The following is a 23724-nucleotide window of genomic DNA, read 5'->3' as shown; positions in this document are numbered from 1 at the left end:
TTAACCGCGCGTAAAATCTTATCCTTAACGTAACCCTAGGAGGCCCATTCTCGAGTCATTCACGGCGCCATCGCGCCGTGGCTGGATTCCTGTGACGAGCACAGGAGGGCGGTTTGCCGACGAGGCTCCCTTCCCCCTCACACGAAGGAGCGCACCAAACTCCCGACGAGCAGGTTCCAGCCGTCGATCAGCACGAAGAAGAGGATCTTGAAGGGAAGCGAGATCGCCGTCGGCGGCAGCATCATCATGCCCATGGCCATGGTGATGGTCGCGACGATGAGGTCGATCACCAGGAAGGGGAGCATGATCAGGAAGCCGATCTCGAAGCCGCGGCGGATTTCCGAGATCATGAAGGCGGGGACCACGGCGCGGAGGTCCACCTGGTCGTCGACGACGACCGTCTGGCCTTTTTCCCGGGCAATGTCGATGAAGAGCTGCAGGTCCTTGTCGCGGGTGTTGGCGAGCATGAACTGGCGGAAAGGCTCCGAGATGCGCGGCAGCGCCTCGGTTTCGGTGATTTCGTTCTTGAGCAGCGGATCGATGCCCGTACGCCAGGCGCTGTCGAAGGTCGGCGCCATGACGTAGAAGGTCATGAACAGCGCCAGCGACACCATGATCATGTTCGACGGCGTCGTCGCCAGACCCATGCCCGAGCGCAGGATCGCGAAAGCGATGACGAAGCGCGGGAAGCTCGTCACCATGATCAGGATGCCCGGCGCCAACGACAGGACGGTCAGGAGGCCGAAGGTGCGAATGATCCATGAGGCGACGGAGCCGTCGACGGGGGTGTTCAGGATATCGGTGGGCAAGCTCTGCGCCCCGGCAATTCCCGACATCGCCATCATGGCGACTATGAACGCAGCAATCCGGAGCATCAGCGAATCATTGAATGACGAACGTTCTGAACATCACATTCGTTACGCGCCCGTCGGAGCGCAGGTCAACCCGCTCCTGGATGTCATCCCGGAGATATTGAAAGCCGCGCGGCCCCTGGATCTGCTGCAGCGACACGGTCTTCAAATAGGCGGCGATATCCTGGTGGATCTCCTCGGCGAGCGCGACGTCGGGAGCGCCGTTGAACTGCAGCGCCACTTCGAGGCGGATCCAGTTCTCCGAAGGATAGGCAAGGTTCGTCGTGATCGGCTCCAACTGGACGATGCCGTTCTCCTCGGTGGCGAGTTTCGGCAGTCCCTCGACTCCCGTGGCCTCCGGCGACACTACGGCCGTTTTCTCGGGCCCCGGGGGCGGCGGCGCAAGGGCGGCGCCGACCAGCCACCCGCCCCCGCCGGCCAAGAGCGTCAGCACCGCCACCGCCGCGATGGTCACGATCCTCGACGGAGGTTGGGGCTGTTTGTTTTCCGTTTCTTCCATCATGCCGTTCCGTTGCGATCGTTTCCGCGCCCGACCCTTGGTGCTCAGATCGGTGAAATCAAATCCATCACCTGCTGCCCATAGGGCGGTTGCTGCACTTCGGTCAGGCGGCCGCGACCACCATAGGAGATGCGCGCCTCGGCGATGCGGTCATAGGAAATGACATTGTTGGCGTCGACGTCCCGCGGCCGTACGATGCCCGCAACATTGAGGATGCGCAGCTCGTGATTGACGCGCACTTCCTGCGAGCCGCTGATCAAAAGGTTGCCGTTCTCGAGCACGCCCGTGACGACGGCGGCGACCAGCAGCCGCAGTTTCTCCGACCGTTCCGTCTTGCCGTCGCCTTCAGTCTTCGTGTTCGACCCATATTCCAGATCGCCGGACCAGCCGAAATCGCTCGTTTGCGATTCGCCGCTGGCGCCGAGATTGAAGCCGCTGGAATTGGTGCGGCTGCGATCGGTCTCGTTTTCAAACGAGGCCTTGTCGTCGATCTGGATATCGACGGTCAGGATGTCGCCGACATTGATCGCGCGGGCATCCTTGAAAAGCGCCGCCTGCTGGTCGTTCCAAAGGGAAAAGCCGTTGGTGACCTGGTGCGGCTGCTTCGGATAGGCGGCGAGCTGCGGCGTCTGGGTATATTGCAGGCCGCTGCCGATCGGGCTCATCGAGGGCGCCTGGCCGATCTCCTTGAAGGCCTGGCTCTGACATCCCGCAAGGAGGCCGGCGGCCAGGACGGCCGTGAATTGCTTTCTCATGACGGCTCCTTCGAGGTGTTCGGATCGCTGGCGCTTGAGATGATGTTGGTGAGCACTGCCGCCTTATCGTCGCTCATCTCGCCGAGGATCAGCGAGGACTGACGCGCCGGCAGCTTCATGATGATGGCCGCGGCGATTTCCGGGCGCACCATCTCGAGCTTGCCGGCGGCATCGTCCGGCTTCATCGCCTTGTAGATGTCGACGAGACCAAGCTCGGCCTGCTTCAGGAAATCGTTGCGGCGCTTCAGCCAGTCCTCATATTCGGCCCGGCGTTGTTCGAGCACCGAGATGCGCTCGTCGACGCTCGCTTTCAGCGTTTCCAGGTTCTTGCGCTGCAGCAGGTAGCGCTGGTCGCGCGCGGCATCGGCGATATTGGTGCAGAACTGCTGGATTTCGTTTGCCGTCGCGTTTTCGGCGGGCGGCGCCGTGACATCCCGGGCGAAGGCGCCCGGCATGGCGAGCATCAGCGCCCCGGCGGCCGAGCCGAAAGCCAGGCGCCGTGACTTACGGATGAAGTGAAAGAGGTCTGCGGTCATTGCAGCACAAGCTCCGCCTGGAGGGCTCCCGCCGTCTTGATGCTCTGGAGGATCGCGATGATCCCGTCGGGCTTGACGCCGATACTGTTGAGGCCGGCCACGAGCGAGCGCAGGCTGGACCCGTTGAGGATCGCCACCGTGCCGCCATCCGCCTGAGCCTCAATCGTCGTGTTCGGTTCCACGGCGGTCTCACCGCGGGAGAAGGGCGCCGGCTGCACGACCGTCGGCGTTTCGGTCACCTGCACCGTCAGCGTACCGTAGCTGACCGCAACCTCGGAGACGCGGACGTCCTGGCCGATGACGATCGTGCCCGTCCTCTCGTTGATGACGACGCGCGCCGGCACGTCGGTTTCGATCACGAGATTCTCTATGTCGGCCATCAGGCGCGCGAGATCGGCCATTTTCGGCTTCTGGACCAGCACCGATTGCGAGTCGAGCGCTTCGGCGATGCGTCCGCCGAACTGCGTCGTGGCGTAATTGTTGATCGCCGCCGCCATGCCGACGGCGGTGGAAAAGTCCGGATTGCGCAGTTGCAGGACGAGATTGAAGCCATCCTTGAACTTCGCCGGCAGTTCCCGCTCGATGATGGCACCATTCGGCACGCGGCCCGCCGTCGTAACCCCTTGCGACAGCGTCGCGGCATCGCCCTGGGCGTTGAAGCCGGTCACCACGATCGAGCCCTGCGCGACCGCGTAGATCTGGCCGTCGGCGCCGGAAAGCGAGGTCATGACCAGCGTGCCGCCGCGCAGCGATGTCGCGTCGCCGAGCGAGCCGACCGTCACGTCGACGCGGCTGCCGGGGCTTGCGAAAGGCGGGAGCGTGGCCGTCACCAGAACCGCGGCGACGTTGCGCGTCCGCGACTCGCCCCCTTGGGTCGATATGCCAAGGTTCTGCAGCATGGCGCGGATCGACTGTTCCGTGAAGGGGGAGGAACGCAGGCTGTCGCCGGTCCCCTGGAGCCCGACGACGAGGCCATAGCCGATGAGCTGGTTGTCACGCCCGGCCTGAAGCGAGGCCACGTCCTTGATGCGCGAAGCCCCGTGCGCGAAAGTGAGCGTCGCGGCGAAGGCGACGGCGAAGGTCAACAACCACTTGCAGGCACGCACCGTCATTTCGCCACCACATGAATGGTACCGTCGGCCATGACCGTACCGGAAACGATGACGCCGGTATCGACATTGCGTGCGCGGATGAGATCGCCGACGGCCGCATCCTCGAGCGGCGAACCGGCTGCAGTGATCGTCAGGCCACCATTGCTGAAGACCAGCAGGGCCTTGGAGCCGCGCTCGACCGCATATTGCTCGCGCAGCGCCGATGGAAGGATCACCCGTCCGGGAAGAAGGGTCCGTTTCGTAACCTTGCCTTCCACCTCCTCCAGGGACCGCACATAGCCGTCCGTGATGTCGGGATTGGTCACATCGACCACTTCCAGCATTTCCGCTTCCAGCGTCGCGCCCGGATAGATCGTCTGCTTCGGGATGACGGCGGTCGGCCATTCCCCGGCGGCGAGCGCCGGCGACGAGAAGGCGGCGACCGCGGCAAAGGCGATGGCCTGCGCCCGAAGCAAGGCGCCGCTTGCGATTGCTGCCCTTTCGGCGGACTGGCGAAACGTCATGTTTGCCCCCTGCTTGCGTTACCTGAGGTTCTTGCTCACCGTGGCCGCCATTTCGTCCGCGGCCTGAATGATCTTGGAGTTCATCTCGTAGGCGCGCTGGGCCGAGATCAGGTCGGTGATCTCCTTGACCGCGTCGACGTTGGAGGACTCGAGATAGTTCTGCTTGATCTGGGCGTAGCCCGGATCGGCCGGCGCGCCGACGATGGCCTCGCCGGAGGCGGGCGTCTGGCGAAACAGGTTCTCGCCCATGGGCTCGAGGCCGGCTTCGTTGACGAAATTGGCGATCGTCAGCTGACCGATTTCCTGAAGCTCCGTGTCATTGCCGATGCGTACCATCACCTGGCCGGAGGACGTGAAGACGATTTCACTCGCATCCTGCGGCACAGTGATTCCGGGGACGACCGTATAGCCGTCGATAGTGACGAGCTGGCCGGTGGCATTGGTGTTGAAGGCGCCGGAGCGGGTATAGACGGTCTCGCCGTCCGGCGTCTCGACCTGGAACCAGCCGCGGCCGACCAGCGCCAGGTCGTAATTGTTGCCGGTGTTGACGAGGCTGCCCTGGATATGAAGGTTGCGCACCGCCGATGTCTGCACGCCGAGGCCGACGATCGCGCCTTCGGGGACGATCGCCTGGTTGGATCGGTTCGGCACGCCCTGGGCGCGCTCGGTCTGATAGAGCAGGTCCGAAAACTCGGCGCGCGCCCGCTTGTAGCCGGTCGTGTTGATGTTGGCGATATTGTTGGCGATGACTTCGAGGTTCAACTGCTGGGCATTCATGCCCGTGGCGGCGATGGAAAGGGCCTTCATGTCACGTTCCTTCAGATCTGCATGCGCGCGATTTCGAGATAGGCGGTGACCACCTTGTCGCGGATCGCGATGGCGGTCTGCAGCGATTGTTCCGCCGACATCACCGCGTCGACGACTTCACGGGTATTGGCCTCTCCGCGAATGGCCTGCAGCGACACCCCTTCGGCGGATTTCATCGAGTGGATGACATCCGTGGTCATATTGCCCAGGACCTCGGCAAAACTCTGCGACTGCGGAGGGGCTGCGCCGGCATGCGGCACGACGAGCGCGGTGGAGGCGTTCAGCTCCGCGCCCTCGGCCTTCTTCATGGCCGAAAACGCGCCGATGGACTGGATTGCATCGATCATTATTGCGAAGCCCTCAACAGGTCGATTGTCTGGGAAATGAGATCGCGAGACTGCTTGATGGTCTGCAGATTGGCCTCATAGGCGCGGTTCGCTTCACGCATGTCGGCCATTTCGACGAGGATGTTGACGTTCGGCAGCTTGACCATGCCTTTCTCGTCGGCGGCCGGGCTGCCGGGATCGAACTCGACGTTGAAGTCCGAGTCATCGGTGCCGATGCGATCGATCTCCACGAGCGATGCGCCGCTTGCCCGGTCGACTTCCGCCGCGAAGGAAACGGTCTTGCGGCGATAGGGATCGGCGCCGGGGACGTCGCCGGTCGAGCGCGCATTGGCAATGTTCTCGGATACGATGCGCAGCCGGGTCGATTCCGCCTGCAGGCCGGAAGCCGAAACCTTGAGGGCCGAAGTCAAAGGATCCATTATGTCTACTTCCGTACGGTCATGAGCATCATGCGGTGAAAGGATTTCACGAGCCCCGAATTGAGCTCGTGGTCGCGCTTGATCGCACCGGACTTCATCAGTTCCTCTTCGAGCGCGACGGTATTGCCGGATTGCTGCACTTCGACATCGTCGATGGAGCTGACCTCGGTCACCTGGGCGGCTTCCAGGCTCTCGGTGAAATGGGAGGGATGGGTCGCGGCCATCTGCAGGCCGGTGCTCTGCAGCACGCTTTCGAAGGGCAGGACGTCCCTGGCCTTGTAGTGCGGCGTATTGGCATTGGCGATGTTGCCCGCCACGACGTTCTGGCGGACCGTCAACCATTGGGCCTGGCGCGACGCAAGTTCGAAAAGCTGAATCGGTTCCATCTCAAGCTCCTGCTTATGAGGTGGAACCTAGGGGGGTAATCTTGCGTGGGACTTGTCTTGAAGCGGGTTTGCCACGGCCCGTGATGGCGCGGAGGAAAGCGGCACCAGGATTCCGATCGCATATGCACCCGGAAGAGCTGAAGCCGCTGCAACGCGCAAGGAATCGCTGTGCTGGAGCTTTGGCCTACTTAGCCTGGTAGACCTCTCCCTTGGAGGTGATCATGACCCACTGGCCATTGCGCTGCTCGAAGGTCGCAAGCCGGCTGCTATCCGGCAAGATGGAGCCGACGCGGACCACATACATGCCGCCTGCCCCTTCGATGAGCGCCCTGCCATTGGCGACATGCATCAGCTTGAAGCGCGGCGACGCCGGGAACGGCTGGTCTGGTCCGGCTTCCGCCTCGTTCGTGGCTGCCTCCGAATCGTGCTCCGGTCCGGGCACGGTCGCCGTCGTCAGCCGGTCGATGGCGGCGGCGATCCCTTCGTCCTTGTCCGGCATGGCCAGCGGCGAGACGGAAACGACGTCACGGGCGGGGCGTTCGGGAAGGTCCCGGGTCGTCTCCCGCCACAGCGTCGGCATGTTGAACTCATCCTGGTGGAGGAGCGCATACCAGGGAAAGAAGGTCGCGAATGCAGCCATGGCCAGGCCCAAGGCGCCGAGAAGCCTGTCGATCATCGGCGTCTTGGCATCGCGCCGGCGCTGGCGCACAATGTCGTCCGCGTCGTAATCGGTCATACTAGGCCCTCCTGGGCGCGCCGACGCCCGTCTGATTGCCCATCGCGGCGGCCTTCAACGCGTTGGCAAGGTCGGTGAAGGCGTCGACGGTGGGCCGCTCGCCGGGCGTTTGCTTCAACACCTCGTAAATGACGGGAACCTGCTTGATCGCCATGTCGAGATCCGGATCGCCGCCTGCCCGGTAGCCGCCGATCAGCCGCAGGTCGCGCGTTTCCTCGAAACGATGGATCAGCGATTTCAGGCGGGCAGCAAGCTTTTCCTGATCGGGTGACCAGGCCTTACGCGCCAGTCGGGAGATCGAAGCAAGCGGATTGATGGGCGGATAGCGCCCCTCCTCCGCAAGGCTGCGTTCGAGGACGATGTGCCCGTCGAGAATGCCGCGGGCCGAATCGGCGACCGGATCGTTGTGGTTGTCGCCATCGACGAGGATGGAGATGATGGCGGTGATCGTTCCCGTCCCCTCGGCGCCGGGTCCGGCGCGCTCGAGCAGCCGAGGCAGCTCCGTGAAAACGGAGGCCGGATAGCCGCGCGCGATGGGCGGTTCGCCAGCGGCCGTCGCCACCTCGCGGATCGCGTGGGCAAAGCGCGTGACACTGTCGACGATGAGCAGGACGTTGTCGCCCTTGTCGCGATAGTGCTCGGCGATCGTGACCGCCGTCAGCGGCGCCATTTTCCTGAGCATGGGGCTTTCGTCGCTCGTGGCGACGACCGCGACCGACTTCGAAAGGTTGTCGCCGAGCGTGTCCTCGATGAATTCACGCACCTCGCGGCCGCGCTCGCCGACAAGTGCGATCACCACCTTGTCGAACGCATCAGCGCGCGCCAGCATAGAGAGCAGCGTCGACTTGCCGACGCCGGAACCGGCAAAAATGCCGAGGCGCTGCCCAAGGCATAGGGGCGAGAAAATATCGATGGCCCGCACCCCGGTCTTGAAACCCTGCTCGACCCGTCTGCGGGTCATCGACGGCGGCGCGGTGTTCGAGATCGAACGGCGGACGTCGCCCTGCGTGAGCGGTCCGAGGCCGTCGATCGGCTCGGCGAGCGCATTGATCGTGCGCCCGCACCAGTTGTCTGTCGGCGCGATACGAAAGGCACCCTTGCGGATGACGATGTCATGGATGCCGATCGGGTCGCCCGGCTCGATCGGGCAGACGACGACGCGTTCCGGCTCGACCCGGACGACTTCGCCGAGATGAGTGCCGGTAACGCTCTTATGGGCGACGAAGTCGCCGAGCCGAACATGGCGCGACAGCCCGGTCACCGTATAGTGCCCGGGCGAAATCGTCTGGACGTGCCCGCCGGGCGCGATTGCGATATCGGGATTGGCGTAACGCTCGACCAGCCCGGCGAGGGCCGCCAGCGAGGTCGATGTCGCGATTGTCTCAGAGCTTTGTCGTTCCATGCAGATTTCCGTCGGGACCGGGTCCCGCAAGTTCGCTCGTCATGCGCTTCGAGAATTAGCGGTCGCCGCCGAGTGTCCTGATCGCCTCCTCGAGCGAGCTCTCGCTGTCGCGCATCAGTGCAGTCACATTGTCGAAGGCGCGCGTGACCATGATGAGCTGCGTCATTTCCTGGATCGCATTGACATTCGACTCTTCGAGGAAGCCCTGCATCACGCCAACGTCGAAGCGGTCGACCACCGGCTCCGGCTGGATTGCGGGCATCACGGCGCTGTTGTCGTAACGCATGAAGCCGTCGCTGAAATCGGCCTGATAGAGGCCGAGGGACGCAACCTGCACGCCGTTCTGGTGGATGACGCCGTCGGCGCCGACCTTGATATCGCCGGCCGCGCCGTTCACCTGGATCGGGGCGCCACCGGCATCGAGCACCGGATAGCCCTTGATGGTGACGAGTTCGCCCGCCTCGGTCAGCGTAAAGCGGCCGTCCCGGGTTAGCGCCGGACCGGCAGGCGTCTCGATCGAGAACCAGGCGTCGCCCCGGACGGCAAAGTCGAGCGTGGCGCCGGTCCGCGCCAGCGCGCCGCTGCTGGTGCTCAGATATTCCTCGCCTTCCGACACATAGGAAACCTTGGTCGGTTTCGTGTCGCCAAGCACCTGGTTGAATTTCACCTCCGTGGCGCGGAAGCCGACGGTGTTGGAATTCGCGATATTGTCGGCAAGCGTGTTGAGGCGCTTTTCGAGCGCCATCTGCGACGAAAGCGAGACATAGAGGCCGGTCTGCACGTCAGCGTCCTCCGAGTTTCAGGTTGTTGATGGAGAGCAGCAGGTCAGCCGAGATGCCGTAGCCGCTCGATGAGCCGAAAACCGCGAGTGGATCGTAGCCGTCGGAGGAGTGCCCGATCTCCCAAATCGCCGTGAACCGATCGAGGAATGCCGAAAGCTTGCCGGGATCCTGGAAATCTTCGAGCTCGATCGCTTTCTCGATGGTTTTCGCCTGCTGGTCGACATCGGTGGCAGCGAATTCGTCAGGCAGCTGCAGAACGGTTCGAACGACCTGCGCCAACGCCTCGTCGGCGATGAGCTCGTAGGCACTGGTGATCGCCGGCGCCATGCGCTGGAAATAGAGCGCCAGCCTGACTCCGGTGTTTTCCTCCCCGGCATTCTCCTCGAGCGTCTGACGCGTGTATTTGTCGACGACCCCCTGCTGTGCGCTGTCGAAGGCGGTGGCCGCTTCGCCATGCCGTGCGAAATTCAGCGATTCGACCAGCGCCTTGTAGCGATTGTCCGACAGCTTGTTGGCAAAGGCGTCGTCGCTGTCGACACCCTCGGTCAGCACCTTTCGCATGAAGGCCTTGGCATAGGCCATGTCCTCGATCCCATGCGCCTTCATCGCGTAGTTATAAAGTCGGCTGTCCGCGAAGAATTCGTCGAGCGTTTTGATGCTGCCGATCTTGGAAAGGTAATATTCCGTCTCGCGGGCGACGTCCGGCTGCTCGGAGACGCGCTCAAGCGACTTCGTAAGATCGGCGGTGATCAGTCTGTAGCTCGTGTAGGTCGTGGTCACGGTTCGCCCTGTCCGAATTCAAGCGGAAATCCCGCTTCACTATGGAGAAGCCGGACGCGATTCGGGCCCGACCCTGGGAAAATCCTGACCCGACTTGCTTGCGCGAACCTGTTCCGCAGCCGGGTTCCGATCCGGCTTTGCGGCCAGCCTCACGCAAGGATGAAACCCTATTCCATCCAAGGGAAATCACGATCGCGACAGGTATCGACAATGAACATCATCATCGGACTCCTTGTGACTTTCGGCTGTATCCTCGGCGGATATGTCGCGATGGGTGGCCATCTGGAAGTCCTCAACCAGCCGTTCGAGTTGATGATCATCGGCGGTGCCGGTATCGGCGGCTACATCATGGCGAATTCGATGAAGGTGGTGAAGGACACCGGCAAGGCGCTCGGCGAAGCCTTCAAGCACAAGGTACCGAAGGAGCGGCATTATCTCGACACGCTTGGCGTGCTCTACAGTCTGATGCGCGATCTCAGAACCAAGTCGCGCAACGAGATCGAAAGCCACATCGACAATCCGGACGAATCCTCGATCTTCCAGTCAGCACCCACCGTTCTTCAAAACAAGGAACTGACGGCTTTCATCTGCGACTACGTGCGCCTGATCATCATCGGCAATGCCCGATCGCACGAGATCGAAGCACTGATGGACGAGGAGATCCAGACGATCACCCATGACAAGATGAAGTGCTACCACGCATTGACGACCATGAGCGATGCCCTGCCCGCGATCGGCATCGTCGCTGCGGTCCTTGGCGTGATCAAGGCCATGGGCGCGATCAGCGAGGCGCCGGAAGTGCTGGGGGCGAAGATCGCCGCGGCGCTCGTCGGAACGCTGCTCGGGGTGTTCCTCTCCTATTCGGTCGTTGCCCCCCTCGTCTCCAACATCAAATCGGTCCGCGAAAAGCAGAACAGGCTCTACGTCCTCGTCAAGCAGACGCTGCTTGCCTACATGAACGGCTCCGTTCCGCAGGTGGCGCTTGAATATGGCCGCAAGACTATCTCCGCCTATGAGCGACCGTCGATCGATGCGGTCGAGCAGGAGATGATGAACCCGGGCGGCGGCAGCGAAAGCAAGGCGGCTTGACACCATGAATCCGAGCACGGCATCGAACATCTACCTCTTCGACAAGCGGCTGCTGGCGCGCATGATCGGCGCGCTCGGCGACGACAAGGTCATCGGCCGCACCGCCCTGGAACTCGGCCAGGCCTTCGGCGAAGTGCTGCCGGGCCTCCTCAAGACCGAGACGGGGCACGACATCACGATCGGCTACGCGGGATGCAAGACAGGTCTGCGCGATGAGCTCATCGCCGAACTCGGTGACGGCTTCCTCATCAGCGACGCTTCGCTGCGCAATTGGTGTGAGGAATTCCAGATCGGCTGCGACAGCCCCGTTCTTATCACGCTCGTCGAAGCTCTGCTCGGCGCCGAGCCGACCGGCATCGAGGAGCCGGAGCCGAGGGCGCTGTCGAAAATCGAGATAGACGTGGCGGCGCCGGTATTCGACAGAATCGCCGAGGTTCTCCGCTTGGCCGTCAATGCTCAAGGCGGGCACGAACCGGTGCTCGGCCGCCCGTACAATAGCGAAGAGCGTCCGCAAGCGGATCCTGCGACCGCGGACGTCTATGCGGCCTCCATCGAAATGACGATCGGGCTTGGGCCGGTGCTCTCGACCTTCTGCGTGATCATTCCGCAAAGAACCCTGCTTAAGACCCAGATCATCATGCCTGGCGTCGCCGGCCAGACTACGGGTGTGAAACCGGAATGGACGGAGCAGCTTGAGGAGCAGGTCCGCCGGTCGGCGGTGACCCTCGAGGCGCGTATTCGGCTGGACAGCCTGACGCTTGACACCATCAGCCGACTGCAGCCGGGCGACGTGATTCCGTTCCATGACGGCCAGGATGTCCAGGTCGAGGTGAACGCCAACGGGCGGGAGCTCTACATCTGCGAGTTCGGCCGGTCTGGCGCGAAATACACGGTCCGGGTCAAGGATACGCACGGGTCCGAACAGGACATCCTTCGCCACATCATGAGTTAAACCGCGCCTTTCAAGGCAGAATGCCTGAGGCAAGCTTCAACTGGAATGATCCGCACATGGTACGAAAAAAAGCAGCACCCATCGAAGAACAGGCCGGATTCACGGAAGACGCCGAACTCGATCAGGCAATCGACGACCTGCGCGGCGTTCTGAAGAAGGACAATGACCCAGCCGATTTCGGCGCCGATTTCGCAGCCGCCGCACCGGCGGGCGACCTCTCGGACTTCGGCAGCGAATTCGGCGCATCCGATGGGGCCGGCTTCGGCGGAAGCTTCGCTGACGGCGGCTTCGGCGGCGATTTCGGCGGAACCGAAATGGCCGGAGGCATCGACCTCGACAGCGGTTTCGGCGGCAATGATTTCGATGTCGGCGCCGCGGCACAAAGCGCACCAGGCAGCGGCATGACCGCCAATTTGGACCTGATCATGGACATCCCCATCGATGTCCAGATCGTGCTCGGCACCAGCCGCATGCAGGTCTCCAGCCTCATGGGCCTCTCCGAGGGAGCGACGATTGCGCTCGACCGGAAGATCGGCGAGCCCGTGGAAATCATGGTCAACGGTCGTGTCATCGGCCGCGGCGAGATTACCGTCCTCGACGGGGATGTGACCCGGTTCGGCGTCAAACTTATCGAGATCAAGAGTAGCAAGAAGTAAAGCCCGATGCTGGGCGAGGGATGAATCCATGACGGATTTCGGAAGTTTCGAAGGACAGGCGATTGCCAGACCGCTGTCCCAGACGGAAAAGGCGGCGGCCGTACTGCTGGCCATGGGCAAGTCCGTGGCGGGCAAACTGCTGAAGTTCTTCACGCAAAGCGAACTGCAGGCGATCATCGCCGCCGCGCAATCGCTGCGCGCCATCCCTCCCCACGAGCTTGAAGCGCTCATCAACGAATTCGAAGATCTCTTCACCGAAGGCGCGGGCCTGATGGATAATGCCAAGGCCATGGAGAGCATCCTTGAAGAGGGTCTGACGCCGGATGAGGTCGACGGGTTGCTCGGCCGCCGGGCGACGTTCCAATCCTACGAGGCCAACATCTGGGACCGCCTGCAGGATTGCGATCCTGTCGCCGTTTCGCAGCTGCTCGCCAAGGAGCACCCGCAGACCATCGCCTATGTCCTGTCGATGATGCCTTCGAACTTCGGCGCCAAGGTGTTGCTGCAGCTTTCGGACGGGCAGCGGCCGGACATTCTCAACCGCGCCGTCAACATGAAGAATGTCAGCCCCAAGGCAGCCGCCATCATCGAAGCCCGCGTGGTCGAGATGATCGACGAGATGGATGCGGAACGCAATTCGCCCGGACCGGCCAAGATCGCGGAGGTGATGAACGAGCTCGAAAAGAAGCACGTGGATACGCTGCTTGCCTCGCTCGAGACGCTCAGCACCGATTCGGCCAAGAAGGTCCGGCCGAAAATCTTCCTCTTCGACGACATCGTCCACATGCCGCAGAGAAGCCGCGTGCAGCTCTTCAACGACGTTTCCACCGATATCATCACGATGGCGCTCAGGGGCTCGGCTGCGGAGCTGCGCGAGTCGGTTCTCGCATCGATCGGCGCGCGCCAGCGCCGGATGATCGAATCGGATCTGGCCGCCGGCGATGCAGGCATCAATCCCCGCGACATTGCCATCGCCCGGCGGTCGATCGCACAGGAGGCGATTCGCCTCGCCGCGAGCGGGCAGCTGGAACTCAAGGAGAAAGAGGCGGAGGCGGCGTGATCTGATAGGCGCCGTTCCCCCGGAACCTTTCGGAATCCGAAGCCACACGTTGATTCCTGTTGAGCCGGACGGCTCGCGAGCGGCCGGCTCTTGCATAAGGGGCGCGCGCGGTCCACCACAGATGCGGGTCGTCTCAGCCTGCCGATCGATTCAGCAGGTCACGCGTCGGCCCGGGATGTGCGCGGGCGATGGCTTTTCTCATCCCACTCCATGGCGGCGGGAGCGATCCATCTCATGTCGGACGATCAGGACAAGGACAGCAAAACCGAGGCGCCATCGGAGAAGAAACTTTCCGATGCCGCCGACAAAGGTAATCTTCCCTTTTCCCGCGAAACGACGGTCTTCGCCTCGACGCTGGCAATCTACATCTTCATCGTTTTCTTCCTGGCGGAAGGCGTGGCAAGCACCGCGCAAGCGCTCAAGGACATCTTCGAACAGCCGGAAGCCTGGCGCATCGGCACGGCGACCGACATCGTCGGTCTGATCTCGCACATCATCCTGAACTCGGCGGCGCTGCTCATACCGATCTTCGTCCTGCTGATCGTCTTCGGCGTCGGATCCTCGATTTTCCAGAACCTGCCGCGCCCCGTGCTCGACCGCGTGATGCCGAAGATGAATCGGGTGTCGCCGGTCGCGGGGTTCAAGCGCATTTACGGCGTTCCGGGGCTGGTGGAATTCGGCAAGTCGCTGTTCAAGATCATCATCGTCTCGCTCATCGTCGTGCTCGTTCTATGGAACGACTATTTCGCGACGCTCGACCTCATGTTTTCCGACCCGGTAACGATCTTCACGGCGATGATGTCGGACCTCAAGCAGATCATGATCGTCGTCCTTCTGGCGACAGCGGTGCTGGCGATCGTCGATCTCTTCTGGACTAGGCATCATTGGTACACGCAGCTGAGGATGACGAAGCATGAGGTGAAGGAGGAGCTGAAGCAGTCGCAGGGCGACCCGATCATCAAATCGCGGCTGCGCTCGGTGCAACGCGACCGCGCGCGCAAACGCATGATGTCCTCGGTGCCGCGTGCCACGCTCGTCATCGCGAACCCGACGCACTACGCCGTTGCGCTCCGCTACGTGCGCGAGGAAAACGACGCGCCGATTGTCGTTGCCATGGGCCAGGATCTCGTGGCCCTCAAGATCCGCGAGATCGCCGAAAAGAACAACATTCCCGTTTTCGAGGATCCGCCGCTCGCCCGCTCCATGTTTGCACAAGTCTCGGTAGATAGTGTCATTCCACCGGTGTTTTACAAGGCGGTCGCCGAGCTGATTCACCGGGTATACGCAGCTCAGCCGCAACAGAGACGGGTGACATAATCTTGAAAAAGAACGAATTCTCCGAAGAACGCGAAAAGATAGTGGCAGAGGCGATCCGCCCGGTAGCAACCGAATTGCGCCTGATCGATGCTGCGGATCTCATCGCGCTTCTGCGGTTCGAGTCCTATGCGAGCCTCGCCGACCTCGTGGAATCGGCGGCAGAACTCTATTTCCAGCCCGGGACGGTGAATTTCGGCCTCGGCGGCAATTACAGTCTCGACTGGAACAGATGCCCCGAGATCACCCTCGATCTCGAACTCAAGCCGCGCGGCGTCACGGTCTATGTGCGCCTCGTCCTTGCCGGGGAGACGGCCGGCATAGAGATCAGCCACATCAATTTCCAAAAGCCCTCGAAAGACCCCGACGAAAACACGGTCTTCCTCGCCAGAAGCCTGGAGGATGCGAAGTTCGTCAGGTCCTATCCGCTCCCGCTCGCGAGCTGACCAGCACAAGAACGCCGCTGCAGCGCCGCACGTCCCTTCAGACGCCGCGGCGCTGTCGCATTCTTGAATGCGCTACATGTTTCAATAGCTGTATAAGTGTGCCGCGAGTCTCACTCGCCCCGCATTAGCGGAAACGGTGACCGCCGGATGTGCGAACGTGAAGCGGAAAGCGGTGGAGGATTGAGCGTGACTAACTGATATATCCGAGCCGTATGGCCTTGGCGATCGCCTGGATGCGGTTCACCGAATCGAGTTTCGTCGTCGCGGCGCCGAGATAGGCGTTCACCGTGTGGACGGACAGGCCCATCTTGTCGGCGATCTCCTCGCTGATGTGGCCGTCGCCGGCCATCTGTAGGCAGGCGATCTCGCGGTCGCTGAGCGCCTCCGCCTTGACCGGCCGCCTTTCATCCGCGGCCAGCATATCCGTCATGACGTGGGCGCAGCGGCCGTGCAGATCGACAAGCTGTTCGCCGGACGCATCCATGTAGCTGCCGGTAAAGACCACATAGCCATTGCCCTGAGCACCAAGCCTTACCGGGAATCCGATTCCGGAATAGGAGAGCTTCCCACCGCTTAACCGATGCGTGAACGACTCGAAATCGGACGCCTCAGCGATCTGGTGTTCCCCGTGGCCGTCCCACAGTACCGGCAGCGGAGAACGGTCGAGATGCTGGAGCAGTTCCTCCCCATAGACCTTGATGAGGTCGCGCGCATTCACTTCCGACGCGGCGCCCCAATTATGGAGCACGCAGGTGAGCTTGCGCGTCGCGGCCGTCGCGCCTCCATTGACCCGCAGGACGGCGAAGCTCTTGGCATTGATCTGCCGTTGCATGGCCTGCAGCCGCGCGACCAGCGTCGCAGCCCGGCCCGACTTTCCGCTGCCGCCGCCCCACCGGCCGTCTCCATCATAGCGCGCGCCTGTCATGATATGCGCCACTCTCGCCCCTACACCAGATTGTGGCGAACGGCGTGTGCTATCGCCTCCGACCGGGTCCTGGTCGCGGTCTTTCGCATCACGCTGGTGATGTAGTTGTTGATCGTATTGCGGGAGATGCCGAGAATGACGGCGACTTCATCGCTCGTCTTTCCCTCCGCTATCCAGAACAGGCATTCGATTTCGCGGTCGGTCAACTCGAACTCTCGCTCCTGCCTTACGGACACATCTGCCTTGAGGCTGGCGAGGTAGCCGGCGAGCACGCCAATATCGCGCAGCCCATCCTGGGACAGGATCACGTCCTGGGGGAAGAGGAGCATCAGCAGCAAACGGGATCGACCCACATTTAGGGTGACGGCGCAATAGGAGCGGCTGATCCCGCGCGGCAGGTCGATGTCGTCCGGCATGGGGTGGAAGCATGGTTGCAGTGCCGCCAGGCACTTCTCCAACTCGCTCGTCTTTGCGTTCAGCCCGACGACGATGCGCGACAGCCGGCGCACAATGTCGAATGGCCAGTCGGAGCAGATGACGAAGTCGAGCCCGCCGTCCTGGGAGAGATCATGCCGGGCCAGGAGATAATGGCTCGCCCCTACATATTCCGTCAACGCCGCCAGGCCACTGCCGAGACCGCTGCGGTTGACGGTTTCCCCGAGCCTTCTGATCAACTGTTCACGCGATATGCCCCAACCACGTGCCGGTGGCGCAGCGGACTCGAAAGACCAAGCCACATTCGCCTGCGAAATCTCCATGACATTCAGCCCCCATGCCGAATTCGGAGTCCGGAAATACGCTGTCTGCCCCCAACAACATCCGACCAGGGCCGGTACTCGCCACCACACGCAAATCAGGACGCGAATCAATTTCTAAACTGTACATCGCTTCCCCTAAAAAGGCACTGCCATTGCCCGGCGGTTTGCTTTCGCGTCGTCTTGCGAGTCCAGTGAACCATTCCTCCTCACGGCCACGCCTCGCAATCACAGCCGGACAGTGAGAACTCACATAGAGTATTGATTTTAAATCACTTTCTATCGGAAAGACAGATCGCATGCCCTCCTGGATGCGCCGGGGCGCGTGGCATCTGCCCATTGCCGATGCAACCATAGCGCCAGTTCGGAGTCCGGCAGTAGCGAATACAACCGGGGACGGTTTGCTTAAAGCAATCAGCTGTTGCTAAAATGCACCAAATGCAGTTCGGAAGAACACCAGAATAATTCCGAAGAAAAAGAAAGATGCGACTGAATTCTATTTCCGCAGCAGAAGTTATAGTTCAAAGAACCAGACCCCGCGACAAACAACCACCCGGGCGTGAGCAGGGCATCCGGCCTGCGCCGACCCTCCCGAATCCAGAAAGATTAAGTTTTTCTTAATTGCAGCGACCAATGCGCAAACGAAGACTCCGGCATCAAGGACGGAATCTAGATGCGGACTCGCCGCCTTGACGGTCGAAGCCGATTAGACTCGGGTAATATTACGATCGACTCCTGCCGCGACCGGACCGCTCAGGCGGCTCAAGCTCATTCCGCGGCTCGGCGCGTCAAGAACGAATGATCCCGCCACCGGGCGGGATCTTTCGGTCCGTATGTCTGGCCGATCAGGCGGCCTGGTCGAGCGACCACTTGCGCAGGATTTTCGCGGCCCGCTCCTCGCTGATCTCGACCATGCGAGCGAGCCTGCGCTCCGGACCCTCCTTGACGCGGCGGTTGAAGCCGCCCTCGTCGCCAATGTCGAGCAGGTCGTCGGTGCTGTCGAAGCCGAAGTCGGAACCGAAGCCTTCCATGAGGGCACCCCCGGCGCCTGCGCCGGCCGGTGAGAAGTCCGGCAGTTCGAGACCGGCGGCCTCGCCTTCAAGCTGACCCGTCTGACCGCCGAAGCCCATCTGGCGTGCCAGCGGCCGCATGCCCATCCAGACGACCAGGAAGGCGACGGCGACGAAGGCGAGTGAGTTGATGATGCCGCCCAGATTGCGCGTCAGCATTTCCATGACACTCGGGCCGGCGACAGCCTGGTCGAGCAATTGCGTTTCGACGAAGTCCATAGCCTTCAGTGTGACGACATCGCCGCGCTCGGCATCGAAGCCAGCAGCCGATGAGACGATCTTCTGCATCTCCTGGAGATAGGCATCGATCTTCGCCTGGTCGGCCGGTTCACCGACCATTGCCGCCAGGCGGCCGCGGTTGACGACAACCGCGATCGAAAGGCGTTCGATCGAGTAGCTGTTCTTGACGGTCGCGATCGTCTTGCTGTTGATCTCGTAATTCGTCTGTTCTTCCTTCTTTTCCGCCTCGTCGCTCGATTGCTGCCCGGCACCGCCGCGAGGCGCCGCCTGCGGCACGTTCTGTTGAACGGTCGCGGCATTATCCGGCTGCTGCTGGCTGGATTTCTGTTCTTCCTTGACCACGCGCGTCGAGCGCTCGACCCGTGATTCCGGATCGAAGACAGTCTCCTGGATCTGCTGCGCATCGGTGTTGAGTTCGGCGGTTACGCTGGTGCGGAAATTATCCATGCCGAGGAAGGGGGAAAGCGCGTTGTCGATCTTCTTTTCGAGATCGGACTGAACGTTCTGGACGACGCCGAGCGACTGGTTGAGGGCGCTGTTGGCCGGGTCGTCGCCGGAGGCGAGTAGCTGGCCGGTCGAGTCGAGGATGGTGACATCGTCGATATCGAGCCCCGGCACTGAGGAGGCGACCAGATGACGGATGGACGCAGCGGCATTGCGACCAACGGTGGCGCTCGCGCGAATCATGACCGAGGCCGTCGGCGTCTGCTCGGCCTTGCGGAAGCTGCCGCGCTCCGGCATGACGATATGGACGCGCGCAGCGGCAATGCCGGATATCTGCTGGATCGTTCGGGCGATCTCGCCCTCGAGTGCACGAACGCGTGTCACCTCCTGCATGAATGAGGTGAGACCGATCGAGCCGACATTGTCGAAGAGCTCGTATCCGGCATTGGCGCTGTTGGGCAATCCGCGCTCGGCAAGCAGCAATCGGGCCTTGCCGTTCATGCCGACGGGAACCTGGATGCTGGCGCCATCGGGACCGACTTCGAAATCGATGTTCGCCTCTGCGAGCGCGAGGCTGATCTGGGTCACATCGCTGCGCTCGAGACCGACATACAGCGTTTCATAAGCCGGTTTGTTGACGTAGATGGCTGCGCCAAGGACGACACCGATGGCAACGACGCCGGCCACGGCAAGCGCGATCAGCTTCCCCTGCCCGAGACTGCCCAGATTCTTCGTGAACGTCGAGAATTGATCGAACAGATTCATTCTGTTTCCGCACCCAGTATCGCATGACAGCCTCGCCTATGATCGACGTCGCCATGCGCAGATCCAACATTCGGGTTTGCTGGGTATCGGCTTGATCGCCGACATTCGATACACGCGAATCTACCAGCCCCGGAAGCGAAGCTAGGCAGCGAAACTTGCGCGAACTTGACGAAGGTTCAGAAAGGGGCCGATTCGTCGGAGGGCGAACGCAGAATGCCCGTCCGCGGAGCTTCAACGAGCGTGCGGCTGAGGGAGAGGGCCTCCCGGAACGGGTCACCGCATCAGAATGCCTCGAAATCACCCGAAGCTTTCGTTAGCGGCTGCGAGTGGCCGTGGCGAAGAGTGCCGTTTCCGAGGGCTTTCTTCATGTCCGCCAGCTTGACGAGATTGACGGCCGTGCTGACATCCACCAACCAGCTGTCGGGGATGGAGGCAGTGATCGTGTCGATGAATTCAGCGAGGCCGCGTGTCTTCTGGACCGCCAGGTCGATGCCCTGGAATACCATCATCCTGTCGACATCCGCACCGCCGGTCGTACTGTCCAGAAGCTGGGGTTCGATGCGCTCGATGAGATAGGCGACGTCGTGGAGCTCCGTGACGATTCGCATCAGCACTTCCGGCAACGCTTCTTCCGCGTGAGGTGTATGGCTCTGGCAATTGGTCTGCATGTCGTATCTCACGTGGTTGTCGAAATCTGGTGCTTAGCCGCCCTTTAGAAGAACTCGATCGAGTTTTCCGCCGGTTTCGGCGCGGGCGCGGGTTTTTGGTCGAGCTGGATCGCCCGCTGGGCTTCCACACCGGTCAAGGCATATTGGCGGGCGCGGCCGGTCACCGGCCAATATTCGAGCTTGCGCCCATGTTCGCCGCCCGTGCTTTCGCCGACGACGCGGATCCCTTCGTCAACCAGGAACTGGCGTGCGAAAGCGGCGTTCTGCTCGCCGACATTCGAGAAGCGCGCAATCGTCTTCGCGCCGCCGAAGATCTTTGCCTCGAGGCGATCGCGACGCGCGCCCTGTTTCAAGAGACCGTTGATGAGGAGCTCCATCAGATGCACGCCATAGCGTGTGGCATCGCCGCTCGATGCCGCCGAACTCGCGGATCCCGGCAGCAGGAAGTGATTCATGCCGCCGACTCCGGCCACCGGATCGCGCATGCAAGCCGCCACACAGGAGCCGAGAATGGTCGAGAGAACGATATCCGGATCGTTGACAACCTTGAACTCGCCTTGAATGACGTGCACACGCCTGCCGGCAGCCTCCGTTGTCATTTCAGCGCCCCGAACACGGCTTCGATCGCGGCCTTCATCTTTTCGATCGTGAAGGGCTTCGCCAGCACGTTGTTGGCACCGAGCGCCGCCGCCTTCTGAACCAATGCCCGGTCGCCCTGTGCCGTGAGGATGATGAAGGCGGCCTTCTTGGTGGTCGGGTTCGATCGCACCGCCTGCAGCAGGCCTAGGCCGTCCATCTTGGGCATGTTGAAGTCCGAGATGACCAGATGGTGCGGGTTCTGGGCCATGATCTTCATGCCCTGTTCCCCGTCACCGGCGGCTGTGATCTGCTTGAAGCCCAACTGCTGCAAGGCATCCCCGAGCAGCAGACGACTCGTCACCTGATCGTCGACGATCAGAACTTTTATTTTTTCGGCGATGGACATTATTCGGTTCCTTCTTTCCGGGCTGCTGCCGCTTTGAGTATCTCCTCCCCGATCGATCCGAGGGGGAGCTGCGTTTCGACAGCGCCCAATTCATAGGCAACTCTCGGCATGCCGTAGACGACACAGGTTTTTTCGTTCTGTCCGAAGGTGCGTGCACCAGCGTGCCGCATTTTCAGGAGACCGGCTGCGCCATCGCGGCCCATGCCGGTCAAGATGACTCCGATTGCATTGCGCCCCGCCAATTCGGCGACCGAATCGAAAAGCACGTCGACCGACGGGCGATGGCCGTTGACAGGCTCGCGGTCGACCAGCCGGCAGCATGGCTGAACGGCGTTCGCGACTTGCAGGTGCTTTTCGCCGCCGGGAGCCAGGTAGATCTTGCCGACTTCCAGCCGGGCGCCGTCGGTCGCCTCCTCGACGGTCGGTGCACAGAGCCTGTTCAGCCGTTCGGCAAAGCTCTTTGTGAAGGTGTGCGGCATGTGCTGGGTGATCATCGTCGGCGGGCACCTGGGCGGAAACTTCTGCAGCACCGCGATCAATGCCTCCACCCCCCCCGTCGAGGCACCGATGGCAATGATCTTGCGACCCGCCCGGTATTCGGAAGCGGCGCTGACGGCCGGCATTGTCGTGCGGTTCGTGGTGATCATCGCCTTGCGCTGCGAGCGCGCGGCCGCCTTCACCTTGTCGACCAGCCCGCCGAACGGATTCGGATCGCCGGCGTGCGGTTTGCCGACACAATCGAAAGCGCCGATTTCGAGGGCGGCGATCGTCGCCTCCGCACCCTTATGCGTCAGCGTCGATACCATGATGACCGGCATTGGCCTGAGCCGCATGATCTTGTCGAGGAACTCGAGGCCGTTCATGTTCGGCATCTCGATATCGAGGGTGACCACATCGGGATCGAGTTGCTTGATGGCCTGGCGCGCCTCGAACGCATCCGCCGCCTGGCCGACCACCCTCACCTCCGGATCGGCATTGAGCACGGCCGAGATCAGGCCACGCATGGTGGGCGAGTCGTCGACCACGAGAACACGGGCGGGCGCGGTCATGACCGACCTCCATGGAACTTTCCGGTATGCCGATAGGTGGTGACGCCGATATTGTCGAAGAGCGCCTTGGCATCCCCGGACACGCGCTCCGAATGGCCGATGTAGAGATGCCCTCCACTGTCGAGCACGCTGGCGAAGCGCGACCAGATCTTCATCTGCGTCGGCTCGTCGAAATAAATCACGACGTTGCGGCAGAAGATCACGTCGAACGGCCCTTTGAGCGGCCATTGCGCCATAAGGTTGAGCTCGTTGAAGGTGATCAGCCGCTTGACGCGGTCGTCGATCTGCCACTTGGACCGGCCGCCAACTTCGACCTCCTTGAACCATTGCTTGCGCATGGCGGGGCTGACCGTCTCCAGGGCCGTCGCGTCGTAGCACCCGGCCCGGGCGAGCGCGAGGATCTTCGGATCGATGTCGGTCGCGAGGATGCGGAAGTCGTAGTCCGCCGCATTTGGGAGCAACGACAGCACCGTGAGCGCGATCGAGTAGGGCTCCTGCCCGTCCGAACAGGCCGCCGACCAGATGCGCACGCGGCCGCCCTGCTTTGCCCGCGCGACTAGATCCGGCAAGACCTCCGTCTTCAGATGCTCGAAGTGATGGTTCTCGCGGAAGAAGCGGGTGAAGTTGGTTGTCAGGTGCGAGAGCATGTCGCGGCGCGCCGGCGCGCCCGCCGGCGAGGCGACGAGTTGGCAATAATCGCGGAAGCCTTTGAGCCCCAGGCTGCGGATATGCTTCGACAGCCGAGAATAGACGAGCGACGCCTTGGTCTCATTGAGATAGATGCCGGCATCCGCATAGATCATCGCCGCGATCTCGTTGAGGTCTCGACGGGTCAGCGGATATTCGCCGCTTGCGAGACATTCGTCCGGCGAGAGCTTCGGCTCGAGCGTGGCCTGAAAATTCATGCCGCTTCCCTTTCCTCATTCGGGAAGACCGAATCGAGTTCGACCAGGCAGATCATGCGCCCCTCGATCGCCAGCACTCCGCGGGCAAAGCTTCTTTCGAAGTCGGAAGCGATCTCGGGCGTGGGCTGGATATCGGAATCGGCGACCGTGAGGATATCGGAAACGGCGTCGACCAGCAGTCCCACCACCCTGGTGTTCACTTGGGCTACGATGATCACATGCCTCACCGTCGGCTCGGCCGCCTTCATGCCGAGCCGGGCCGAGAAATCGATGATCGGCAGCACCGCCCCACGCAGATTGATGACGCCCAGCATGTAGGGCGGCGCATGCGGCATCGGCGTCGCGGGCGTCCAGCCGCGTATTTCGCGAACCGACATGATGTTGACGCAGAATTCCTGGTCGCCGACGCGGAAAGCGATCAGCTCCCGTCCGCCAGTGGTCAGATTTTTTGCGGCATAGGTCATG

General features: G+C 62.1%; 29 protein-coding genes. 6 read left to right on the top strand and 23 right to left on the bottom strand.

Annotation, left to right across the window (positions count from 1 at the left end):
* Positions 1-137: 137 nt before the first annotated feature.
* The 14 genes from fliP to SJ05684_RS01180 form a co-directional block, all read right to left on the bottom strand.
* On the bottom strand, positions 138-875 hold the full coding sequence (gene fliP / locus SJ05684_RS01245) for a flagellar type III secretion system pore protein FliP (protein ID WP_034851785.1): 738 nt from the start codon (positions 873-875) through the stop codon (positions 138-140).
* 7 nt (positions 876-882) lie between these two features.
* Entirely contained in the window at positions 883-1371 is a 489-nt protein-coding gene (locus SJ05684_RS01240; RefSeq protein ID WP_034851807.1) for a flagellar basal body-associated FliL family protein, read from the bottom strand.
* A 44-nt stretch (positions 1372-1415) separates the two neighbouring features.
* Positions 1416-2126 (bottom strand): flagellar basal body L-ring protein FlgH, encoded by a 711-nt coding sequence (flgH, locus tag SJ05684_RS01235; RefSeq protein WP_034851783.1) that lies wholly within the window; start codon positions 2124-2126, stop codon positions 1416-1418.
* A complete protein-coding gene (locus SJ05684_RS01230) occupies positions 2123-2662 on the bottom strand; it encodes a MotE family protein (RefSeq protein ID WP_034851782.1) in 540 nt (179 codons plus the stop codon). The genes flgH and SJ05684_RS01230 overlap by 4 nt, the downstream gene beginning before the upstream one ends.
* Positions 2659-3774, bottom strand: coding sequence for a flagellar basal body P-ring protein FlgI (locus SJ05684_RS01225; protein WP_034851780.1), 1116 nt, complete (start codon positions 3772-3774; stop codon positions 2659-2661). The genes SJ05684_RS01230 and SJ05684_RS01225 overlap by 4 nt, the downstream gene beginning before the upstream one ends.
* Positions 3771-4277, bottom strand: coding sequence for a flagellar basal body P-ring formation chaperone FlgA (flgA, locus tag SJ05684_RS01220; RefSeq protein WP_050979922.1), 507 nt, complete (start codon positions 4275-4277; stop codon positions 3771-3773). The genes SJ05684_RS01225 and flgA overlap by 4 nt, the downstream gene beginning before the upstream one ends.
* Before the next feature lie 18 nt (positions 4278-4295).
* Complete coding sequence (gene flgG, locus SJ05684_RS01215; protein WP_034851779.1) at positions 4296-5084, bottom strand: flagellar basal-body rod protein FlgG; 789 nt, start codon at positions 5082-5084, stop codon at positions 4296-4298.
* An 11-nt stretch (positions 5085-5095) separates the two neighbouring features.
* Complete coding sequence (gene fliE, locus SJ05684_RS01210) at positions 5096-5431, bottom strand: flagellar hook-basal body complex protein FliE (protein ID WP_034851778.1); 336 nt, start codon at positions 5429-5431, stop codon at positions 5096-5098.
* Positions 5431-5850 carry a flagellar basal body rod protein FlgC gene (flgC, locus tag SJ05684_RS01205; protein ID WP_034851776.1) on the bottom strand — a complete coding sequence of 140 codons (420 nt, stop codon included), beginning with the start codon at positions 5848-5850 and terminating at the stop codon, positions 5431-5433. Before flgC ends, fliE begins: the two co-directional genes overlap by 1 nt.
* 5 nt (positions 5851-5855) lie before the next feature.
* Positions 5856-6236: a flagellar basal body rod protein FlgB gene (gene flgB / locus SJ05684_RS01200; RefSeq protein ID WP_034851774.1), complete on the bottom strand. Its 381-nt coding sequence runs from the start codon at positions 6234-6236 to the stop codon at positions 5856-5858.
* Between the two features lie 184 nt (positions 6237-6420).
* Positions 6421-6972 (bottom strand): hypothetical protein, encoded by a 552-nt coding sequence (locus SJ05684_RS01195; RefSeq protein ID WP_034851772.1) that lies wholly within the window; start codon positions 6970-6972, stop codon positions 6421-6423.
* Between the two features lies 1 nt (position 6973).
* Complete coding sequence (gene fliI / locus SJ05684_RS01190; RefSeq protein ID WP_034851771.1) at positions 6974-8374, bottom strand: flagellar protein export ATPase FliI; 1401 nt, start codon at positions 8372-8374, stop codon at positions 6974-6976.
* 55 nt (positions 8375-8429) lie between these two features.
* Positions 8430-9155: a flagellar basal-body rod protein FlgF gene (flgF, locus tag SJ05684_RS01185; protein ID WP_034851769.1), complete on the bottom strand. Its 726-nt coding sequence runs from the start codon at positions 9153-9155 to the stop codon at positions 8430-8432.
* Position 9156: 1 nt separating this feature from the next.
* Positions 9157-9936: a DUF1217 domain-containing protein gene (locus SJ05684_RS01180; protein ID WP_034851768.1), complete on the bottom strand. Its 780-nt coding sequence runs from the start codon at positions 9934-9936 to the stop codon at positions 9157-9159.
* A 210-nt stretch (positions 9937-10146) separates the two neighbouring features.
* Here SJ05684_RS01180 and motA point away from each other — a divergent pair, with 210 nt between their 5' ends.
* The 6 genes from motA to SJ05684_RS01150 all read left to right on the top strand — a co-directional run bounded on the left by motA (position 10147) and on the right by SJ05684_RS01150 (position 15453).
* Positions 10147-11025, top strand: a complete 879-nt coding sequence (motA, locus tag SJ05684_RS01175; protein WP_095694185.1) for a flagellar motor stator protein MotA — start codon at positions 10147-10149, stop codon at positions 11023-11025.
* 4 nt (positions 11026-11029) lie between these two features.
* Positions 11030-11977 (top strand): FliM/FliN family flagellar motor switch protein, encoded by a 948-nt coding sequence (locus tag SJ05684_RS01170; RefSeq protein ID WP_034851765.1) that lies wholly within the window; start codon positions 11030-11032, stop codon positions 11975-11977.
* Between the two features lie 56 nt (positions 11978-12033).
* A complete protein-coding gene (fliN, locus tag SJ05684_RS01165; RefSeq protein WP_034851803.1) occupies positions 12034-12633 on the top strand; it encodes a flagellar motor switch protein FliN in 600 nt (199 codons plus the stop codon).
* A 28-nt stretch (positions 12634-12661) separates the two neighbouring features.
* The gene (fliG, locus tag SJ05684_RS01160) at positions 12662-13693 is read left to right on the top strand and encodes a flagellar motor switch protein FliG (RefSeq protein ID WP_034851763.1); all 1032 of its coding nucleotides are present in this window, start codon (positions 12662-12664) and stop codon (positions 13691-13693) included.
* Between the two features lie 234 nt (positions 13694-13927).
* A complete protein-coding gene (gene flhB / locus SJ05684_RS01155) occupies positions 13928-15010 on the top strand; it encodes a flagellar biosynthesis protein FlhB (RefSeq protein WP_034851801.1) in 1083 nt (360 codons plus the stop codon).
* A 2-nt stretch (positions 15011-15012) separates the two neighbouring features.
* Positions 15013-15453, top strand: a complete 441-nt coding sequence (locus SJ05684_RS01150; protein ID WP_034851762.1) for a BspJ family T4SS effector nucleomodulin — start codon at positions 15013-15015, stop codon at positions 15451-15453.
* Positions 15454-15643: 190 nt separating this feature from the next.
* Here the strand turns inward: SJ05684_RS01150 and visR are convergent, their stop codons facing one another.
* The 9 genes from visR to SJ05684_RS01105 form a co-directional block, all read right to left on the bottom strand.
* Positions 15644-16378, bottom strand: coding sequence for a transcriptional regulator VisR (gene visR / locus SJ05684_RS01145; protein WP_085938979.1), 735 nt, complete (start codon positions 16376-16378; stop codon positions 15644-15646).
* 20 nt (positions 16379-16398) lie between these two features.
* Entirely contained in the window at positions 16399-17136 is a 738-nt protein-coding gene (gene visN, locus SJ05684_RS01140) for a transcriptional regulator VisN (RefSeq protein WP_034851758.1), read from the bottom strand.
* 842 nt (positions 17137-17978) lie between these two features.
* Positions 17979-19652, bottom strand: a complete 1674-nt coding sequence (fliF, locus tag SJ05684_RS01135; protein ID WP_034851756.1) for a flagellar basal-body MS-ring/collar protein FliF — start codon at positions 19650-19652, stop codon at positions 17979-17981.
* Between the two features lie 281 nt (positions 19653-19933).
* Positions 19934-20320 (bottom strand): chemotaxis protein CheT, encoded by a 387-nt coding sequence (gene cheT, locus SJ05684_RS01130; RefSeq protein WP_034851754.1) that lies wholly within the window; start codon positions 20318-20320, stop codon positions 19934-19936.
* Positions 20321-20364: 44 nt separating this feature from the next.
* Complete coding sequence (gene cheD, locus SJ05684_RS01125; RefSeq protein WP_034851753.1) at positions 20365-20919, bottom strand: chemoreceptor glutamine deamidase CheD; 555 nt, start codon at positions 20917-20919, stop codon at positions 20365-20367.
* Positions 20916-21305 carry a response regulator gene (locus tag SJ05684_RS01120; RefSeq protein ID WP_034851752.1) on the bottom strand — a complete coding sequence of 130 codons (390 nt, stop codon included), beginning with the start codon at positions 21303-21305 and terminating at the stop codon, positions 20916-20918. The genes cheD and SJ05684_RS01120 overlap by 4 nt, the downstream gene beginning before the upstream one ends.
* Positions 21305-22354 (bottom strand): protein-glutamate O-methylesterase CheB, encoded by a 1050-nt coding sequence (gene cheB / locus SJ05684_RS01115; RefSeq protein ID WP_034851750.1) that lies wholly within the window; start codon positions 22352-22354, stop codon positions 21305-21307. The genes SJ05684_RS01120 and cheB overlap by 1 nt, the downstream gene beginning before the upstream one ends.
* Positions 22351-23259, bottom strand: a complete 909-nt coding sequence (gene cheR, locus SJ05684_RS01110; protein WP_034851749.1) for a protein-glutamate O-methyltransferase CheR — start codon at positions 23257-23259, stop codon at positions 22351-22353. The genes cheB and cheR overlap by 4 nt, the downstream gene beginning before the upstream one ends.
* A complete protein-coding gene (locus tag SJ05684_RS01105; protein ID WP_034851799.1) occupies positions 23256-23723 on the bottom strand; it encodes a chemotaxis protein CheW in 468 nt (155 codons plus the stop codon). Before SJ05684_RS01105 ends, cheR begins: the two co-directional genes overlap by 4 nt.
* Between the last annotated feature and the right edge of the window lies 1 nt (position 23724).

The organism is Sinorhizobium sojae CCBAU 05684 (assembly GCF_002288525.1).
Lineage (GTDB): Bacteria > Pseudomonadota > Alphaproteobacteria > Rhizobiales > Rhizobiaceae > Sinorhizobium > Sinorhizobium sojae.
The sequence above is the reverse complement of the archived record's forward strand: the minus strand, read 5'-3'. Positions and strand labels throughout refer to the sequence as shown.

Bases quoted from the DNA above. Each gene is read 5' to 3' on its own strand.
- flgA (WP_050979922.1), bottom strand. From the start codon at position 4,277: ATGACGTTTCGCCAGTCCGCCGAAAGGGCAGCAATCGCAAGCGGCGCC.
- fliI (WP_034851771.1), bottom strand. From the start codon at position 8,374: ATGGAACGACAAAGCTCTGAGACAATCGCGACATCGACCTCGCTGGCG.
- cheR (WP_034851749.1), bottom strand. From the start codon at position 23,259: ATGAATTTTCAGGCCACGCTCGAGCCGAAGCTCTCGCCGGACGAATGT.
- SJ05684_RS01195 (WP_034851772.1), bottom strand. From the start codon at position 6,972: ATGACCGATTACGACGCGGACGACATTGTGCGCCAGCGCCGGCGCGAT.
- SJ05684_RS01170 (WP_034851765.1), top strand. From the start codon at position 11,030: ATGAATCCGAGCACGGCATCGAACATCTACCTCTTCGACAAGCGGCTG.
- cheB (WP_034851750.1), bottom strand. From the start codon at position 22,354: ATGACCGCGCCCGCCCGTGTTCTCGTGGTCGACGACTCGCCCACCATG.
- cheD (WP_034851753.1), bottom strand. From the start codon at position 20,919: ATGACAACGGAGGCTGCCGGCAGGCGTGTGCACGTCATTCAAGGCGAG.
- flgB (WP_034851774.1), bottom strand. From the start codon at position 6,236: ATGGAACCGATTCAGCTTTTCGAACTTGCGTCGCGCCAGGCCCAATGG.
- fliP (WP_034851785.1), bottom strand. From the start codon at position 875: ATGCTCCGGATTGCTGCGTTCATAGTCGCCATGATGGCGATGTCGGGA.
- fliG (WP_034851763.1), top strand. From the start codon at position 12,662: ATGACGGATTTCGGAAGTTTCGAAGGACAGGCGATTGCCAGACCGCTG.
- flhB (WP_034851801.1), top strand. From the start codon at position 13,928: ATGTCGGACGATCAGGACAAGGACAGCAAAACCGAGGCGCCATCGGAG.
- fliN (WP_034851803.1), top strand. From the start codon at position 12,034: ATGGTACGAAAAAAAGCAGCACCCATCGAAGAACAGGCCGGATTCACG.
- SJ05684_RS01240 (WP_034851807.1), bottom strand. From the start codon at position 1,371: ATGGAAGAAACGGAAAACAAACAGCCCCAACCTCCGTCGAGGATCGTG.
- SJ05684_RS01105 (WP_034851799.1), bottom strand. From the start codon at position 23,723: ATGACCTATGCCGCAAAAAATCTGACCACTGGCGGACGGGAGCTGATC.
- SJ05684_RS01225 (WP_034851780.1), bottom strand. From the start codon at position 3,774: ATGACGGTGCGTGCCTGCAAGTGGTTGTTGACCTTCGCCGTCGCCTTC.
- SJ05684_RS01230 (WP_034851782.1), bottom strand. From the start codon at position 2,662: ATGACCGCAGACCTCTTTCACTTCATCCGTAAGTCACGGCGCCTGGCT.
- fliE (WP_034851778.1), bottom strand. From the start codon at position 5,431: ATGATCGATGCAATCCAGTCCATCGGCGCGTTTTCGGCCATGAAGAAG.
- fliF (WP_034851756.1), bottom strand. From the start codon at position 19,652: ATGAATCTGTTCGATCAATTCTCGACGTTCACGAAGAATCTGGGCAGT.
- motA (WP_095694185.1), top strand. From the start codon at position 10,147: ATGAACATCATCATCGGACTCCTTGTGACTTTCGGCTGTATCCTCGGC.
- SJ05684_RS01120 (WP_034851752.1), bottom strand. From the start codon at position 21,305: ATGTCCATCGCCGAAAAAATAAAAGTTCTGATCGTCGACGATCAGGTG.
- flgC (WP_034851776.1), bottom strand. From the start codon at position 5,850: ATGGATCCTTTGACTTCGGCCCTCAAGGTTTCGGCTTCCGGCCTGCAG.
- visR (WP_085938979.1), bottom strand. From the start codon at position 16,378: ATGACAGGCGCGCGCTATGATGGAGACGGCCGGTGGGGCGGCGGCAGC.
- flgH (WP_034851783.1), bottom strand. From the start codon at position 2,126: ATGAGAAAGCAATTCACGGCCGTCCTGGCCGCCGGCCTCCTTGCGGGA.
- cheT (WP_034851754.1), bottom strand. From the start codon at position 20,320: ATGCAGACCAATTGCCAGAGCCATACACCTCACGCGGAAGAAGCGTTG.
- flgG (WP_034851779.1), bottom strand. From the start codon at position 5,084: ATGAAGGCCCTTTCCATCGCCGCCACGGGCATGAATGCCCAGCAGTTG.
- visN (WP_034851758.1), bottom strand. From the start codon at position 17,136: ATGGAGATTTCGCAGGCGAATGTGGCTTGGTCTTTCGAGTCCGCTGCG.